This is a genomic window from Bacillus hominis (genome assembly GCF_018332515.1).
GTDB classification, from domain to species: domain Bacteria; phylum Bacillota; class Bacilli; order Bacillales; family Bacillaceae_G; genus Bacillus_A; species Bacillus_A hominis.
In genome coordinates this window covers 1-14,079 of sequence record NZ_BOQD01000354.1, presented here as the reverse complement: position 1 = coordinate 14,079, position 14,079 = coordinate 1, and the positions used below count along the sequence as shown (strand labels likewise).

Sequence of the window (14,079 nt, the reverse complement as noted above, 5' to 3'; positions counted from 1 at the left end):
TATGCGTTTCAACGGTAGTAACTGTGATTAATTATTATTATGTAGCAATAAAAATTAATCAAACTCCTTGGGTAATTGTTGGAGGAGCATTAGGTTTACTGTTAGTTTTTCGTACTAACACTGCTTATGATAGGTATTGGGAAGGTAGAAAGTTATTTGGCACGATTGGTGCTTGTACTAGAAATTTGGCAGTTAGTTTTTTATGTCATTGGGAGTCTGAAGGGAAAAAGACGGATCAGGAAAAATTAAAATTTTTACATTTATTAATTGCTTTTCCAAAGATAGCGAAAGGACATTTGAGAGGCGAAAAAGATTTATCTGAAATCAAATCATTGTTTGATATTTGTTCTGAGAAGGAAAAAGAAATGTTGGCTGAGTCTATTCATTTACCGATTAGTATAGTTTTTATGTTGAAAATGATACTATCAAAAGGTTTGAAAACGGGTCAAATTCATCCAAATGTGATAATTAATATGGAAGCTGATTTGAATAATTTGCTTACGGCTGTGGGTGGATGTGATCGTATCAAAACAACGCCTATTCCTTTTGCATATTTTGCTCATATTAAAATTTTACTGCTCATATTTTGCGGGACTTTATCGATTGGGCTTGTTGATAGTCTTGGATGGTTTACAGTACTTGCAACTACGTTTATAAGTTTTGCATTTATAGGGATTGAAGCAATAGGGGTTGAAATTGAAGATCCATTTGGTCAGGATCCAAACGATCTTCCGTTAGAAGGGATTTGTATAGGGGTAGAAACGCATTTATTGAATTTATATAATCAAAACGGTCTGTTCGAAGTAATGGATATGAATCATGATAAAAAAATCATCTAATCGTTCATTGTGTACGACGATTAAAATTTAAAAATCTTGTCAAGAGTCAATTTACGGCTTAACGACAGCTGTATATTTTTTATATAAATATATAAAATTTCGCCGTGCTATAATCCATTCATGCAATGTGCACGTTTCGAAAATTGTAATGAAAAGAGAAATAGATTGGGGAATAGTTGGCTGATTGAAATCAGTTATGTAATCATTATTAAAAAGCGAGGTAAATAATATGGAACAAAAACATAATGGCATTATTTTTACTGCAATACCAGACGAATCGAATGAATATTATCAACCATTTTATGAAGACATTATTTATTTTAATGAATACTTAAATGAAAATAAAGCATTTACCGATCAACTTATATCTTTATCTGTTGAAGAGCAAGACTTTCATACAAGCTTTTTTGAGTATGATGATATTTGGCTAAGAGATGTTGCACCAGTTGTAACAAATCATCTAGTTAAATTTAAATATCAACCAAATTACTTACCGAAAGATCAAGGACGATATTTAGATCAACAATTTAATAAATGGTTGAAAAAGAACGACTTTGAATATGTGACATCTCCATTGATATTAGACGGTGGAAATCTTATTTGGAATAAAAAAGATACCGTTATATTAACGGAACGCATATTTGATGATAATTATGATTGGACGGAAGAAGAAATTATAGAGCAACTGGAATGGGATTTAGATGTGAGTCGGGTTATTATTATTCCTGCTGAAGAAGGAGATGTACTTGCACACGCAGATGGAATGGTTAAATTTATTGATGAACATACAATGTTTATTAGTGATTTTTTAGGAGATCATGAATTTAGATATAATGTGCAAGAGATTATTCAAGAACAAATGCCAGAAGCTGAATTTATAGTTGTTCCTTCTTCATATACAGAAAAGGGGCAATATGATCAAGAAATAGCATCGGCAAAAGGGTTATATATAAATATGTTAGAAACATGTGATACGCTTTACGTTCCTAAGTTTGGATTAGCTAAAGATGAGGAAGTTTTACGATATATTCAACAGCATACGGAAAAACAAGTAATTCAAATTCATGTAGGAGAAATATCGACTATGGGAGGTGCAATGAATTGTTTAACGTGGTATTGTCCGAGTCATTTGTTGCCTTCAAAAATGAAAAGATTGGACAATCAGAATGAAGGTTCTTCAATCAAAAAAATATTTGATTGGTTTTAATAAATAAGCTTATAAGAAAATGTATTCAAGGGGTATGTATATGTATACAATTACTGAATTTTCACGAATTTGTAAAATGAGTACACGGATGCTAAGGCATTATGACAAAGAAGAGATATTAAAACCAGCATATGTGAATCCGGTAAATGGATATAGATATTATGAACAAGGGCAGCTGGAAGTAGCGTTAAAAATTAAAAAGCTGAGGGAGTACAAGTTCCCTTTACCAAAAATTAAAGTCATTCTCCAGTCAGCAGATCAGGATTCGTTTGTTAAGCATATGCAATCGCAAATTATAGAGTTGTCTCATGAAGTGAAACAAAATTTACAGGTTATTTCAGAAATGAATGAAATAGTAAATATGAATAAAGGTCTAAATATTGCTCGCCATAGAAGTTACGATATATTAATTGGAATGAGAAATGAAATAACGGTAATTGCTCAAAGGTTACAAATAGATATAGATGATATGGATGATTATTTTTATGACTTATATGAAAAAGTACAAAAAAATAGCTTTCAAATAGTCGGTTCTCCATCTACAGTTTTTTATGATGAAGAGTATATTCCAAATCGCAGCCATATAGAATTAAGAATTCCGATTATGGATGAAGATAATAAAGGCGTATTACAAGAGTGCGACATAAAAAGGCTAAAGCAGCATCAAATTGTTACTACTATGCATTATGGCAGCTATGACTATATAGGTTATGCTTATATGGCGTTAGAAGAGTGGGTTGAAAGGAATGGCTATATAATAGAGAGTCATCCATATGAAGTTTATATAAAGGGACCTGAATGTGATTGTTTAACAGAAGAGTATGTTACACAAATTTGTTTTTTAGTTACGAAAATAGAATGAGAATAAGGATTGACATTAACATTATGTCAATCCTTATTCTGTATACAAAAACAATTACTAAAATGAGCGCCGGTAAGATTCCGAATGCGAAAGTTTTAATGACAATTTTACAAGGAGAAATAAAGAATCGCTTTATAAAATTACTACAAGTAAATGAATATATTTCTGTTGACCTTAACACGATGTCAAAGTATAGACTGAACTTACATTCAGAGAAGGGGTGAATATGTATGAGAAATATAGAAACTAGTTTGTTTTATATGCCTGCAGAATGGGAAAAACATGAAGGGACATGGCTCCAATGGCCTCATGATAAAGCACATAGAGGTGAAGGTTACCGAACTAAGTTGGATGATATTTGGGTAACGATGGCAAAGGAGCTTCATTATGGAGAAACTGTGCATATAGTTGTATTTGATGAGGAAGAAAAAACGCATGTCCAATCGAAGTTAATTGAAGCGAAAGTAAATATGGATAAAATTGATTTCTTAGTTCAGGAAACTGATGATATTTGGATAAGAGATAATGGACCAATTTTTGTAAAAGATAAAGAAGGAAACCTCTGTCTAACACATTGGATATTTAATGGTTGGGGGGATAAATATCCGTATGAAAACGATGCTGTTATTCCAAATAAAATAAGTGAAGTGCATAGCATTCCAAAAGTGGAATCTAGTGTTTGCTTAGAAGGTGGAGGGATTGAGATAAATGGAAATGGAACCTTAATGGCAGCAAAAACTTCTATTATAAATGAGAATCGAAACCCTACACTAAGTCAGGAAGAGATTGAAATGGAGTTAACGAAGTATTTAGGGGTAACGAATTTTATATGGATAACTGGTATTCGCGGAGAAGATAATTATGATGAAGATACGGATTACCATATTGATGGTGCAGCACGTTTTGTAAATGAAAATACGATTCTATATGAATATGATCCTTTCGGAGAAGGCGAATCATACCTTTTGGAGGCGTACGAAAAGCATTATCAAGAATTGAGACAAGCGAGAAATATAGATGGAAAGCCATTTCAGCTCATACCAGTACTGGTGACAAGAAAAGTGGTAAAAGATGCAGACTGTAAAGGCTCGTATTTGAATTTTTACATTGGAAATGAAGTCGTATTGGTACCTATATACGGTGATGAACATGACAAGTTAGGGCTTCAAATTATTGAAGGACAATTTCCAGGTAGAAGAATTGTTGGTATTTATGTAAATGAACTGTATGCGTATGGTGGCATGATTCACTGTGTGACGCAGCAACATTTAGAATAAAGTGAAACTTTAATCAGTGGGGGTATTACTGCCCACAAATAGCGGGATAAAGGGATTCAAATAAAAACATGCAGAATATACACTCTGCATGTTTTTTTCTATAATGCTGAAAATTCTTCAACAAGTTGAGCAAATCGATTTAATGCACTTTCAATCGGTTCTGGCGTAGTTAAATCAACGCCAGCTTTTTTTAGTAGGTTTAGTGAATAATCAGAACTTCCGCCTTTAAGGAATTCAATATAGTTTTTCTGTGCATTCGGATCGCCGCTTAATAATTTATCGGCGATTTGAATAGCAGAGGCAAATCCAGTTGCGTATTTGTATACGTAAAATGGACGATAGAAATGAGGGATTCTAGACCATCCGTATTTTACTTCTTCATCAAACACAATTGAATCACCGTTATATTCTCTAAATAGATTTTCATAAATTTCACTGAAGACTTGAGCGTTTAATGGTTTACCTTGCTCAGCCATTTCATGTGTGATTTTTTCAAATTCTGCAAACATGATTTGTGTAAAGAAAGTACCTTTAAAGCTATCGATAAAGTAGTTAATTAAATGGTTACGCACGTTCGTTTCTTTCGCTTCTTTTAATAAATATTGAATTAATAACACTTCATTTACTGTAGAAGCGACTTCTGCAACAAAGATGGAGTAGTGTGCAGAAATTCTTGGTTGGTATCCGTGTGAATAATGCGTATGCATACCGTGACCACATTCGTGAGTAAGAGTGAAAAGGCTATTTAAATCATCGTGATGATTTAAAAGAATGAAAGGATGGACGCCGTATACACCAAAGTTATAAGCACCAGAACGTTTCCCTGGTGTTTCTCTTACGTCTATATATCGTTTGTCTTTAAAGCTTTTTAATGTTTCAATATATTCTTCACCTAAAGGAGCTAGTGATGCGATCATGGTGTCAAATGCTTCGTCGTATGGAATGTCTTGTTTCACACCCGCTACTAAATCGACACTTAAGTCGTATTGGCGTAGTTCATCTACGTTTAATTTTTCTTTTCGAAGTTCATTATATGTATGTAAAGATTGAATGTTTTTCTTTGTCGTATCAATTAAATTGTCATATACTTCTTTCGGAACCATATCACCAAATAATGATTTCTCTAAAGCAGATGGATATTTTCTTAGCTTTGACACAGTAACGTTATTTTTAATTGCGGCAGATAAAGTAGAAGCGATAGAGTTTTTTAATTGAACATACGGTTTGTAATAAGCTTTATAAGCTTCTTTACGTTTCTCGCGATTCTCATCTTCTATTAACTTTGAATACATTCCACGTGTTAAATTTACTTTTTCTCCATCATCAGTCGTCACTTCACCAAATAGTATATCTGCATTATTTAACATGCCAAACGTGTGCTGCGGGGAGGAAAGTGCTTCACCCATTTGGGATAATATTTCTTCTTGGTCCTTATTCAATACGTGTTTTTTATAACGGTATAATTCAAATAAGTCTTCTTTATAATATTGTAAGCCTTCTGCTTCTTCTATGTAAGAATGTAATGTGTTTTCATCTACGCTAAGTAAGAATGGGGAAAAGAAAGATTTCGCTGCACTTACTTTCACATGTAATTGTGATACTTTATCAACAAGGGATTGAGAGTTCGTGTCGCGTGTATCTAGGTCAGATTGTAATCGTGCATAAGCAAACATTAAAGATATTATGCTAGAAATTTCTTCACTCTTCGTTAAATAAGCTAATAAACTGTTGCCATCGTGAATATTTCCATTAAACCCGTGTAATTCGTTCGTTAATACTTCAATTTTATGAAAATCGCTTTCCCAATCTTCAATTGTATGGTAAATGTCCGTTAAATCCCATTTTTCTTTATCGGCTACTTGTAATCGATCTTTAAGTTCTGTCATAATCATTTCCTTTCTAAATATGTAGTTATATTTCTATATAACTATGAAATACAACAAATTGCAAAAAATCCCTGCTGAAAATTGAAAAGCCTTGCTAAAATAGCAAGGCTTAAAAAATTATAATGTAATTCCGAATTTTGAATGTAAAAGATTTGTATATTGCACGTCTGTAACGGTTTCTTTCGTTTTTTTACCGTTTTTCGCTATTGTAAGGCTATCTTTCGTTAAAGAGGCATGCCCATCTTCAGTTAGTTTTACAATAAGAGGTACTTTGTTAAATGGTGAGCCCTCATGTTCAACGATAATTTTTTGGGCTGTATTTGCTTTTTCTTCATCCGCTTCCTCTATATAAAATGCATAGCCTAACGTCCAATCATCAGCAGAAGATTGATCCAAAAACTCATTATTTTTATGCATCTCTAAAATGTAGCTTCCTTTATCGGTCATTTCTTTACGAATACGATAATCTCCTGTTAATGAGTGAACGACTTCACCTGAGAAAGGGACAGGGGTAAGAGGTAAATATGATCCGAAACCTACTTCAATTAAGTAAAGTTCATTATGATGTTGTAAAACAGTTGCGATATGTCCGGAATCAACAGCCCATATCGAATTTGCAGCATTATAAACTGTTCCTGAAACGAGATGAACATCAAATCCAGAGTCTTTAAGGAAGTAATACATAGTAGGATTGAGTTCATAACAAAGACCGCCACGGTTGTTTACTAAAATTTTTTCTGTTAGATTTTTTTTTGATATTTCTGTAAAGTTGTTTTCGAGAATATTTAAGTTTTCAAAAGGGACAGTTTGTGCCATTGCTTGCATAATGTGAGGTAAATCTTCAAATGAAACTGTCTCTTTTTCTTCTATATGTAATCGTGTGAAAAATTGTTTTTGAAAGTCGGTCATAGAAATCCCTCCGATATCTTTTATAGGTAAATTGTAAACAAAATTGAATAAGATGTGAATGGAGAGAAAGGGAATAACACTATACTTATTTTTGATCAAATGCAGACTGGGGATAATGTTTCCGATAAGAATGCTGAGAAAGAAATAGCGAAGAAAAATTTGAAGCAGTATTATACGGCAGTTTTTAAAAGTAATACTGTTTTAGATGTAAACAATCCTGTACATATGGAAACATTAGCGGAGGTTGCAAGAAGTATTAAGGAATTTAATAAAGCACTTGAAAATAATAAGAGTAGCGTGGAAGATATAACGATTCAGTTACCAAATACTAATAAGGATGTATTACAAAATATTGCAGTAGATTATATATTAACGGCTGAAGAAGCAAAAAGGACCCTTGAGAAAAAGGCTGATTATATGAAAGTTTTACAGTCTACGAGGTGAAAAAGGAAAGTATTTTGCTTTCCTTTTTTCTATAAATAAATTTTTTAAAAAAGCATTATCCGAAAAAATTGTCCTTCCTCAGGTGTGAAAGGCAATAGTCTGACACCTTTACTTCTTGCAAAACATATAGTATGATGATTTCAGTAAATTAGATTTCAATGACTATAATATAAATTAATGAGAGGTGCTTTTTGTGAGTGCGGTAGGTACTAAATAGGAAAAATTTAATGAAATAAATCGGATAAGAACAGGGGATTTTTATGTACATCATACCCCTAATTTTGTCATGGATTTATTTCGATACCTATGAAGATACCTACAATACTTTATAAAGCGTGTAATAAGAGGTGTGCCATATACTTTTTAGATGGCTTATTTCCTCATACGTTATTACATATGCCTTGTAAATGTAAAAGCTGCGGTATCCCCGCAGCTTTTTTGTATATGTTTTTAATGTATAAAAATGGTAATTGAATAATGTAGGACTCATTGGAATCTAATGAGTAGGTATCTTCATTTATGATAGAAAACAATCATAGTGAGGAGAAACAAAATGAATACGATGACTTTTGAAAAGTTACAATATAACGAATTAAAGGAAATAGTGAAATCTTATTGTGTAAGTGGATTAGGTAAGGAGTTATTAAATAAATTAGAGCCGAGTACGAGTATAAAAGTAGTGAGAAATCGCTTAAATGAAACGACAGAAGCACGAGCTATAGTAGATGCAGAGGGGCATGTTCCTTTCTTCGGCATTTCAAATATTGCTAGTACAATTCAAAAATTAGAAAAAGGGATGATTTTAGACCCAGCAGAACTAGTAAGTGTTTCAGACTTTTTACGTGGATGTCGAAAGATTAAAAAGTTTATGATAGATAAAGAATTTTTTGCGCCAGTATTAGCTTCTTATGCAAATTCAATGACTGAATATAAAAGTATCGAAGAAGAAATAAATTTTTCAATTAAGGGAAATAGCATTGATGCAGCGGCGAGTAAAGAGTTAAAACGAATTCGAAATAATATCGATGCTATAGATGGAAAAATAAAAGAACGTTTAACGAAGTTTTTAAATAATAGTGCAAATAAGAAATATATTCAGGAATTCTTTATTAGTAAAAAGGATGATCGCTATACGATTCCGATCAAATCTACCTATAAAAATCAAGTTGCGGGAAGTATTGTTGAAGCTTCTGCAAAAGGTTCTACTGTATTTATAGAACCTCATACGGTTACAAAGTTAAATGTAGAACTCGCAAGTTTGAAAGCAGAAGAAGCGATGGAAGAGTATCAAATTTTAGCAACTTTATCAGGAATGGTGTTAGAAAACATTTATCATATAAAAATTAATATGGAATTGATTAGCCAATATGATATGGTATTTGCCAAAGCAAAGTTTAGTAAATCAATCGATGGAATAGAACCGAAGTTAAATGATCATGGCTACATTCATTTAGTGAATTGTAAGCATCCGCTTTTAACAGGGCAAGTTGTACCGTTAAATTTCGAAATCGGTCAAGAATACCGTAGTTTAATTATTACAGGGCCGAATGCAGGCGGAAAAACAATTGTGTTAAAAACGATTGGATTGTTAACATTAGCTACAATGTCAGGTCTTCATATTGCTGGAGATAAAGAAACGGAAATTGCTATTTTCGAAAATGTATTTGTAGATATTGGTGATAATCAAAGTATCGAAAATGCACTAAGTACATTTTCATCTCATATGAAAAATCTGTCTGAAATCATGAAGTTATCAAATAATAATACGCTACTATTGTTTGATGAAATAGGAAGCGGTACAGAACCGAATGAAGGTGCGGCACTTGCGATTTCTATTTTAGAAGAGTTGTACCTTGCGGGATGTATTACAATAGCGAGTACGCATTACGGTGAAATAAAACGATTCTCAGAAATGCATGATGACTTTATGAATGCAGCGATGCAATTTAATAGTGAGACGCTAGAGCCACTTTATAAATTAGTTATCGGTAAATCAGGTGAAAGTAATGCACTTTGGATTGCGAATAAGATGAATGTAAGAGAACATGTACTGCAAAGAGCGAAAGAGTATATGGGGAATAAAGAATACCGTTTAGAAAAAGTGAATGAAAGTAAAATTAGAAAACCGAAATTTGTGCAGGAAAAAAGAGAAAATCATTATGAGTACAAAATCGGTGACCGTGTAAATTTATTGGATCATGAGGATTTTGGTATTATTTATAAAGAAATAGATAACTTCTATAACGTCGTTGTATATTTTAACGGTGAATTCGTTGAAGTGAATGTAAAACGTATTACTTTAGAGGTAGCAGCGAAGGAATTATATCCAGAAGGGTACGATTTAAGTACACTATTTGTCGATTATAAAGAAAGAAAAATGCAACACGATATAGAGCGCGGATCGAAAAAAGCGCTACGTAAAATTGAAAAAGAAATAAGAAAGAATAGAGGATAGCATAAAATGGTAACGATTAGACAAGAACAACAAAATGATTATAGTAAGACAGAAGAAGTTGTAAAAGAAGCATTTTTACATGAAGAATTTAGCGATAAAACAGAACATGAACTTGTAAAACGTATTAGAGAATGTGACGCGTTTGTTCCAGCGTTATCTATCGTTGCGGTAGATGAGGAAATCGTTGGTCACATTATGTTATCAAAAATTACAATAGAACAAGATGGGGCTTCTGTAGAATCATTAGCGCTTGCGCCAGTTTCAGTTGCTAGGGGCTATCAGAAAAAAGGAATTGGTGGAAAGCTTATTGTAGCTGCTTTAGATAAAGCGAAAGAACTTGGATATGGATCAGTTGTGGTATTAGGACATCCAGAGTACTATCCGAAATTCGGATTTAAAAAAGCAAGTGAGTGGAATATAAAAGCACCATTTGAAGTACCAGATGAAGTGTTTATGGTAATGGAATTAAGGGAGAATGCTCTTGAAGGTGTAGAAGGAATTGTACAATATTCGAGTGCTTTTTCTGAATAGGAATATCGAATAAGAACCATTAAGATAAAGTAAATGAACTCATAAAAGACGCTATCTTTTTCTAGGAATGTACAGAAAGATAGCGTCTTTTTATTAAGCAGATCTATTTACGTATATTTTGCCCAATGAATAATTAAGATGGTAAAATTGATATAGAAATGTAAAGGGAGAGAAGAGAATGAATAAGCGAGAAACAGATAGCAATGAGAATGTAGTTACGTTATATGTTACAAGACATGGTAAAACAATATTAAATACGAATCATCGCGCGCAAGGTTGGGCAGATTCTCCGTTAGTAGAAAAAGGTGTGGAAGTAGCCACAAATTTAGGAACGGGATTAAAAGACATTCATTTTACGAATGCGTATAGTAGTGATAGCGGCCGTGCGATTGAAACTGCTAATTTAGTATTAAAATATAGTGAGCAATCAAAATTGAAACTTGAGCAAAGAAAAGATTTACGAGAATTAAATTTCGGTATTTTTGAAGGTGAAAAACTTGAAAATATGTGGGATGTGATTGGAAAAGCTGCAGGCGTTGCATCACCAGAAGAACTTATGAAGTTTTCTATTCAAGAAGTGATTGACCTTATTAGAGCAGCAGATCCTACGAAACAGGCGGAAGATTGGGAATTATTTTCTACTCGTATAAAAACAGAGATTGATAAAATTAGTGAAGAAGCTGCTGAAAATGGTGGAGGCAACGTTTTAGTTGTCGTTCATGGGCTTTTGATAACTGCGTTAATAGAAATGATAGACAGTAGTAAAACAAAACTTGGAGTAGAAAATGCTAGTGTAACGAAAATTGTATATCAAGATGGAACATATACAGTTGGGTCGGTCGGAGATATGAGTTATGTTGCAAAAGGGAAAGAAAGTGTGGAAATATAATACTATCTCAAATAGATATAAGAAAAGGAAGGTAGAGAAATCTAGCTTCCTTTTGTGTATTATGGGATTAATAAAATCTTCCCTGTACTTTTTCTGCTCTCTAATAATTCATGAGCGCGGGCACCGTCTTGTAAAGAGAATGTAGTAGGACTCGCGATGTTTAATTTTCCACTAGCGATCCAATCAAATAATTGAGTAGAACGCTGCTTACGTTCCTCAAAAGTAGTAAGCACATTCCAAAGGTCTCCGCCAGTTAAAGTTTTTGAAGTATCCATAAGCATACGTGGATCTACAGGCGTGGGATTACCACCAGCCATTCCATAAAATACGACAGTACCACCAATTTTAGTAGCGTTAAAGCTTTCTTCTAATGTAGAACCTACGGATTCATACACAACGTTTACGCCAACACCATTAGTCACCTCAAGTACTTTCGTAGGCCATGCTTCCGTATATAAAAATACGTGATCGGCACCAGCTAATGTGGCTACCTGTGCTTTTTCTTTTGATGACGTAAGGCCGATTACTTTTCCACCCTGTAGTTTAATCATTTGAATAAGAAGTTGACCAACGCCGCCAGCTGCGGCATGAACTAAAGCTATGTCACCTTGTTTTAGTTGATAGCTATCTTTCGTTAAATAATGTGCTGTTAGACCTTGCAATAAGACAGAAGCGGCTGTTTCAAAAGAAATAGAATCTGGAAGCGGGATTGCTTTTTCTGATGGAACGGCAACTAATTCTGCATTTGCAAATGGAACGTCAGCAAATGCAATACGGTCTCCAGGATTGATATTCGTAACGTCAGCTCCTACTTTTTCAACAATACCAGCGCCTTCATAACCTAATATATAAGGCGGATTGCCAGCGAGATGATAATCACCGCGGCGTCTATAAATATCAGCGAAATTTAAACCGATTGCTTTCGTGCGGATAAGAATTTCATTTGGATTTATGATTGGATCATGTATTTCTTTATATTGTAGTACATCCGGATTTCCGAACTGCTCGAAACAAAGTGCTTTCATATGGAATACCTCCATTTATATTGTTTGTAGATGCTCTTTATCATACAATATAAATATCGATAGAAAAAGAGGATTATTTCGATGAAATCAATCGGAAATACCGATTGAAAAGAGGGATGATAAATGGAGATAAAACAATTAATTACATTTAAAGTAGCGGCAGAGACTTTGAACTTTACACAAACTGCGAAGAAATTGAACTTTGCTCAATCGAGCGTAACGGCGCAAATTAAAACGTTAGAAGCTGAGCTCGGTACGCCATTATTTGAGAGATTAGGAAAACGTCTTTTCTTAACTGAAGCAGGAAGAAAGTTTCAACTATATGCAGACAAGATGATCGCACTTAGTGATGAAGCGAAAATGGCTGTGAAAGATGATGAGGAACTAGCAGGTACGTTAATAATCGGTGCGCAAGAAAGTCAATGTACATATAGGCTTCCGTCTATATTAAAGAGGTTTAAAGCACAATTCCCCAAAATCAAGCTTATATTTAAACCAGCGCAATCCAATAAAGATGCGAAAGAACAATTAATGGAAGGGAAAATAGATCTTGCATTTATTTTAGACGAATGTAAAAAAGAAGATGTTTTACATGTGGAGCCACTTATGAAAGAAGAATTAAAAGTAGTAGCTGCTCCTACGCATCGTTTACTTGAACAACCTTCCGTTTCTACAAAAGATTTAGAGAGTGAAACACTTTTACTAACAGAACTCGGTTGCTCGTATCGGACTTTATTTGAAGAGTTATTTCGTACAGAGGATGTATATCCAGCAAATAAGATTGAGTTTGTTAGTGTCGAGGCAATTAAACAATGTGTCATTGCGGATTTAGGTATAGCCGTTTTACCGGCAATAGTAGTAGAAAAAGATATACGAGAGGGAACGATAAAGGAGTTAGTTTTAAAGAATACAATCTCTCCGATTTATACACAAATTGCTTGGCATAAAGATAAATGGATGACATCGCCGTTACAGCAATTTATTGATGTAACGCGGGAGTCTTTTGCAAGGGATTAAGTGGAGAAATATTTGTTTTATATGTAAGAAGAATAGCACTTTTGTATAGAGAGAACCGATACTTGGATGAAACAAGTATCGGTTCTTTATAGTATATTTTTATAATCACTTTTAAGTATGGCCATAATAATTGAAAAAACGAATCAACTAAGGTCTGTATCAGGAGGAGTATATCCAAGGTGACGAGCCATTGATACGATTTGTCCTTTATGATGAAACTCATGTGTCTCCGTATGAGTTAAAAGCCATAGCGGAGTTGTGCTCCAAAGTTCTTTTTGCCATTTCACTTCATTTGCTATATTTTCGAGCCACCGGTCATTGTATGCATCTAAAAACCGTAGTACAACCTCATCTACTAACTTAAACTTAGCACGAACTTTCTCGACATCTGCATGCTCAATTTCATAATCACTAGCAAATGAAAAATCTGCTCGTTTTTGGTTGAATGCGAATGATCCAAGCCAGTATCGATAGCAATCGGCTACATGAATATGCGTCTTCATAATGCTCCCGCTCCCGAAGTTAGGAACAGTGCTATGTAATTTTTCTAGTGGGATTTCTTCCAAAAACGAAAATAGAGTTTCTCTTGTAGAGCTAATAAGATTATATTGCTGTTTTAAAACATGTAACATGCAACTACACTCCTCTTTTATTTACTAAACTATTTGTGTAGTAAGTAATTCTATATTTACGAGAGGTGAACCTTTTTATTATTTTTACTAAGCATATTAGATGTAT

The 14,079-nt window shown here is 33.7% G+C and carries 12 protein-coding genes and 1 pseudogene; 9 read left to right on the top strand and 4 right to left on the bottom strand.

Going from position 1 to position 14,079, the window contains the following annotated elements; genetic code table 11:
* From KI356_RS24570 to KI356_RS24555, 4 genes are all read left to right on the top strand, one after another.
* A partial coding sequence (locus KI356_RS24570) for a bestrophin family protein (protein WP_212936737.1) occupies positions 1-839 on the top strand: 839 nt, incomplete at its 5' end.
* A 229-nt stretch (positions 840-1,068) separates the two neighbouring features.
* On the top strand, positions 1,069-2,046 hold the full coding sequence (locus tag KI356_RS24565; RefSeq protein WP_212936736.1) for an agmatine deiminase family protein: 978 nt from the start codon (positions 1,069-1,071) through the stop codon (positions 2,044-2,046).
* Positions 2,047-2,086: 40 nt separating this feature from the next.
* A complete protein-coding gene (locus KI356_RS24560) occupies positions 2,087-2,908 on the top strand; it encodes a MerR family transcriptional regulator (RefSeq protein WP_212936735.1) in 822 nt (273 codons plus the stop codon).
* A gap of 230 nt (positions 2,909-3,138) precedes the next feature.
* Entirely contained in the window at positions 3,139-4,185 is a 1,047-nt protein-coding gene (locus KI356_RS24555) for an agmatine deiminase family protein (protein WP_212936734.1), read from the top strand.
* 98 nt (positions 4,186-4,283) lie between these two features.
* Here KI356_RS24555 and pepF read toward each other — a convergent pair whose 3' ends face one another.
* Positions 4,284-6,071, bottom strand: coding sequence for an oligoendopeptidase F (gene pepF / locus KI356_RS24550; RefSeq protein WP_212936733.1), 1,788 nt, complete (start codon positions 6,069-6,071; stop codon positions 4,284-4,286).
* A gap of 117 nt (positions 6,072-6,188) precedes the next feature.
* Positions 6,189-6,980, bottom strand: coding sequence for an arylamine N-acetyltransferase family protein (locus KI356_RS24545; protein WP_212936732.1), 792 nt, complete (start codon positions 6,978-6,980; stop codon positions 6,189-6,191).
* A 60-nt stretch (positions 6,981-7,040) separates the two neighbouring features.
* Here KI356_RS24545 and KI356_RS24540 point away from each other — a divergent pair.
* The 4 genes and pseudogenes from KI356_RS24540 to KI356_RS24525 form a co-directional block, all read left to right on the top strand.
* Positions 7,041-7,424: pseudogene (locus KI356_RS24540) on the top strand (hypothetical protein); the annotation flags it as partial.
* Between the two features lie 553 nt (positions 7,425-7,977).
* The gene (locus KI356_RS24535) at positions 7,978-9,879 is read left to right on the top strand and encodes an endonuclease MutS2 (protein WP_212936731.1); all 1,902 of its coding nucleotides are present in this window, start codon (positions 7,978-7,980) and stop codon (positions 9,877-9,879) included.
* A 6-nt stretch (positions 9,880-9,885) separates the two neighbouring features.
* Positions 9,886-10,410, top strand: coding sequence for a GNAT family N-acetyltransferase (locus tag KI356_RS24530; RefSeq protein WP_212936730.1), 525 nt, complete (start codon positions 9,886-9,888; stop codon positions 10,408-10,410).
* 178 nt (positions 10,411-10,588) lie between these two features.
* A complete protein-coding gene (locus KI356_RS24525) occupies positions 10,589-11,299 on the top strand; it encodes a histidine phosphatase family protein (RefSeq protein ID WP_212936729.1) in 711 nt (236 codons plus the stop codon).
* Positions 11,300-11,358: 59 nt separating this feature from the next.
* Here the strand turns inward: KI356_RS24525 and KI356_RS24520 are convergent, their stop codons facing one another.
* The gene (locus tag KI356_RS24520) at positions 11,359-12,324 is read right to left on the bottom strand and encodes a quinone oxidoreductase family protein (protein WP_212936728.1); all 966 of its coding nucleotides are present in this window, start codon (positions 12,322-12,324) and stop codon (positions 11,359-11,361) included.
* Between the two features lie 123 nt (positions 12,325-12,447).
* Between KI356_RS24520 and KI356_RS24515 the strand changes: the two genes are divergently transcribed.
* Positions 12,448-13,341 (top strand): LysR family transcriptional regulator, encoded by an 894-nt coding sequence (locus KI356_RS24515; protein WP_128282338.1) that lies wholly within the window; start codon positions 12,448-12,450, stop codon positions 13,339-13,341.
* A gap of 143 nt (positions 13,342-13,484) precedes the next feature.
* Here KI356_RS24515 and KI356_RS24510 read toward each other — a convergent pair whose 3' ends face one another.
* Positions 13,485-13,973, bottom strand: a complete 489-nt coding sequence (locus tag KI356_RS24510) for a DinB family protein (protein ID WP_212936727.1) — start codon at positions 13,971-13,973, stop codon at positions 13,485-13,487.
* Positions 13,974-14,079: the final 106 nt, after the last annotated feature.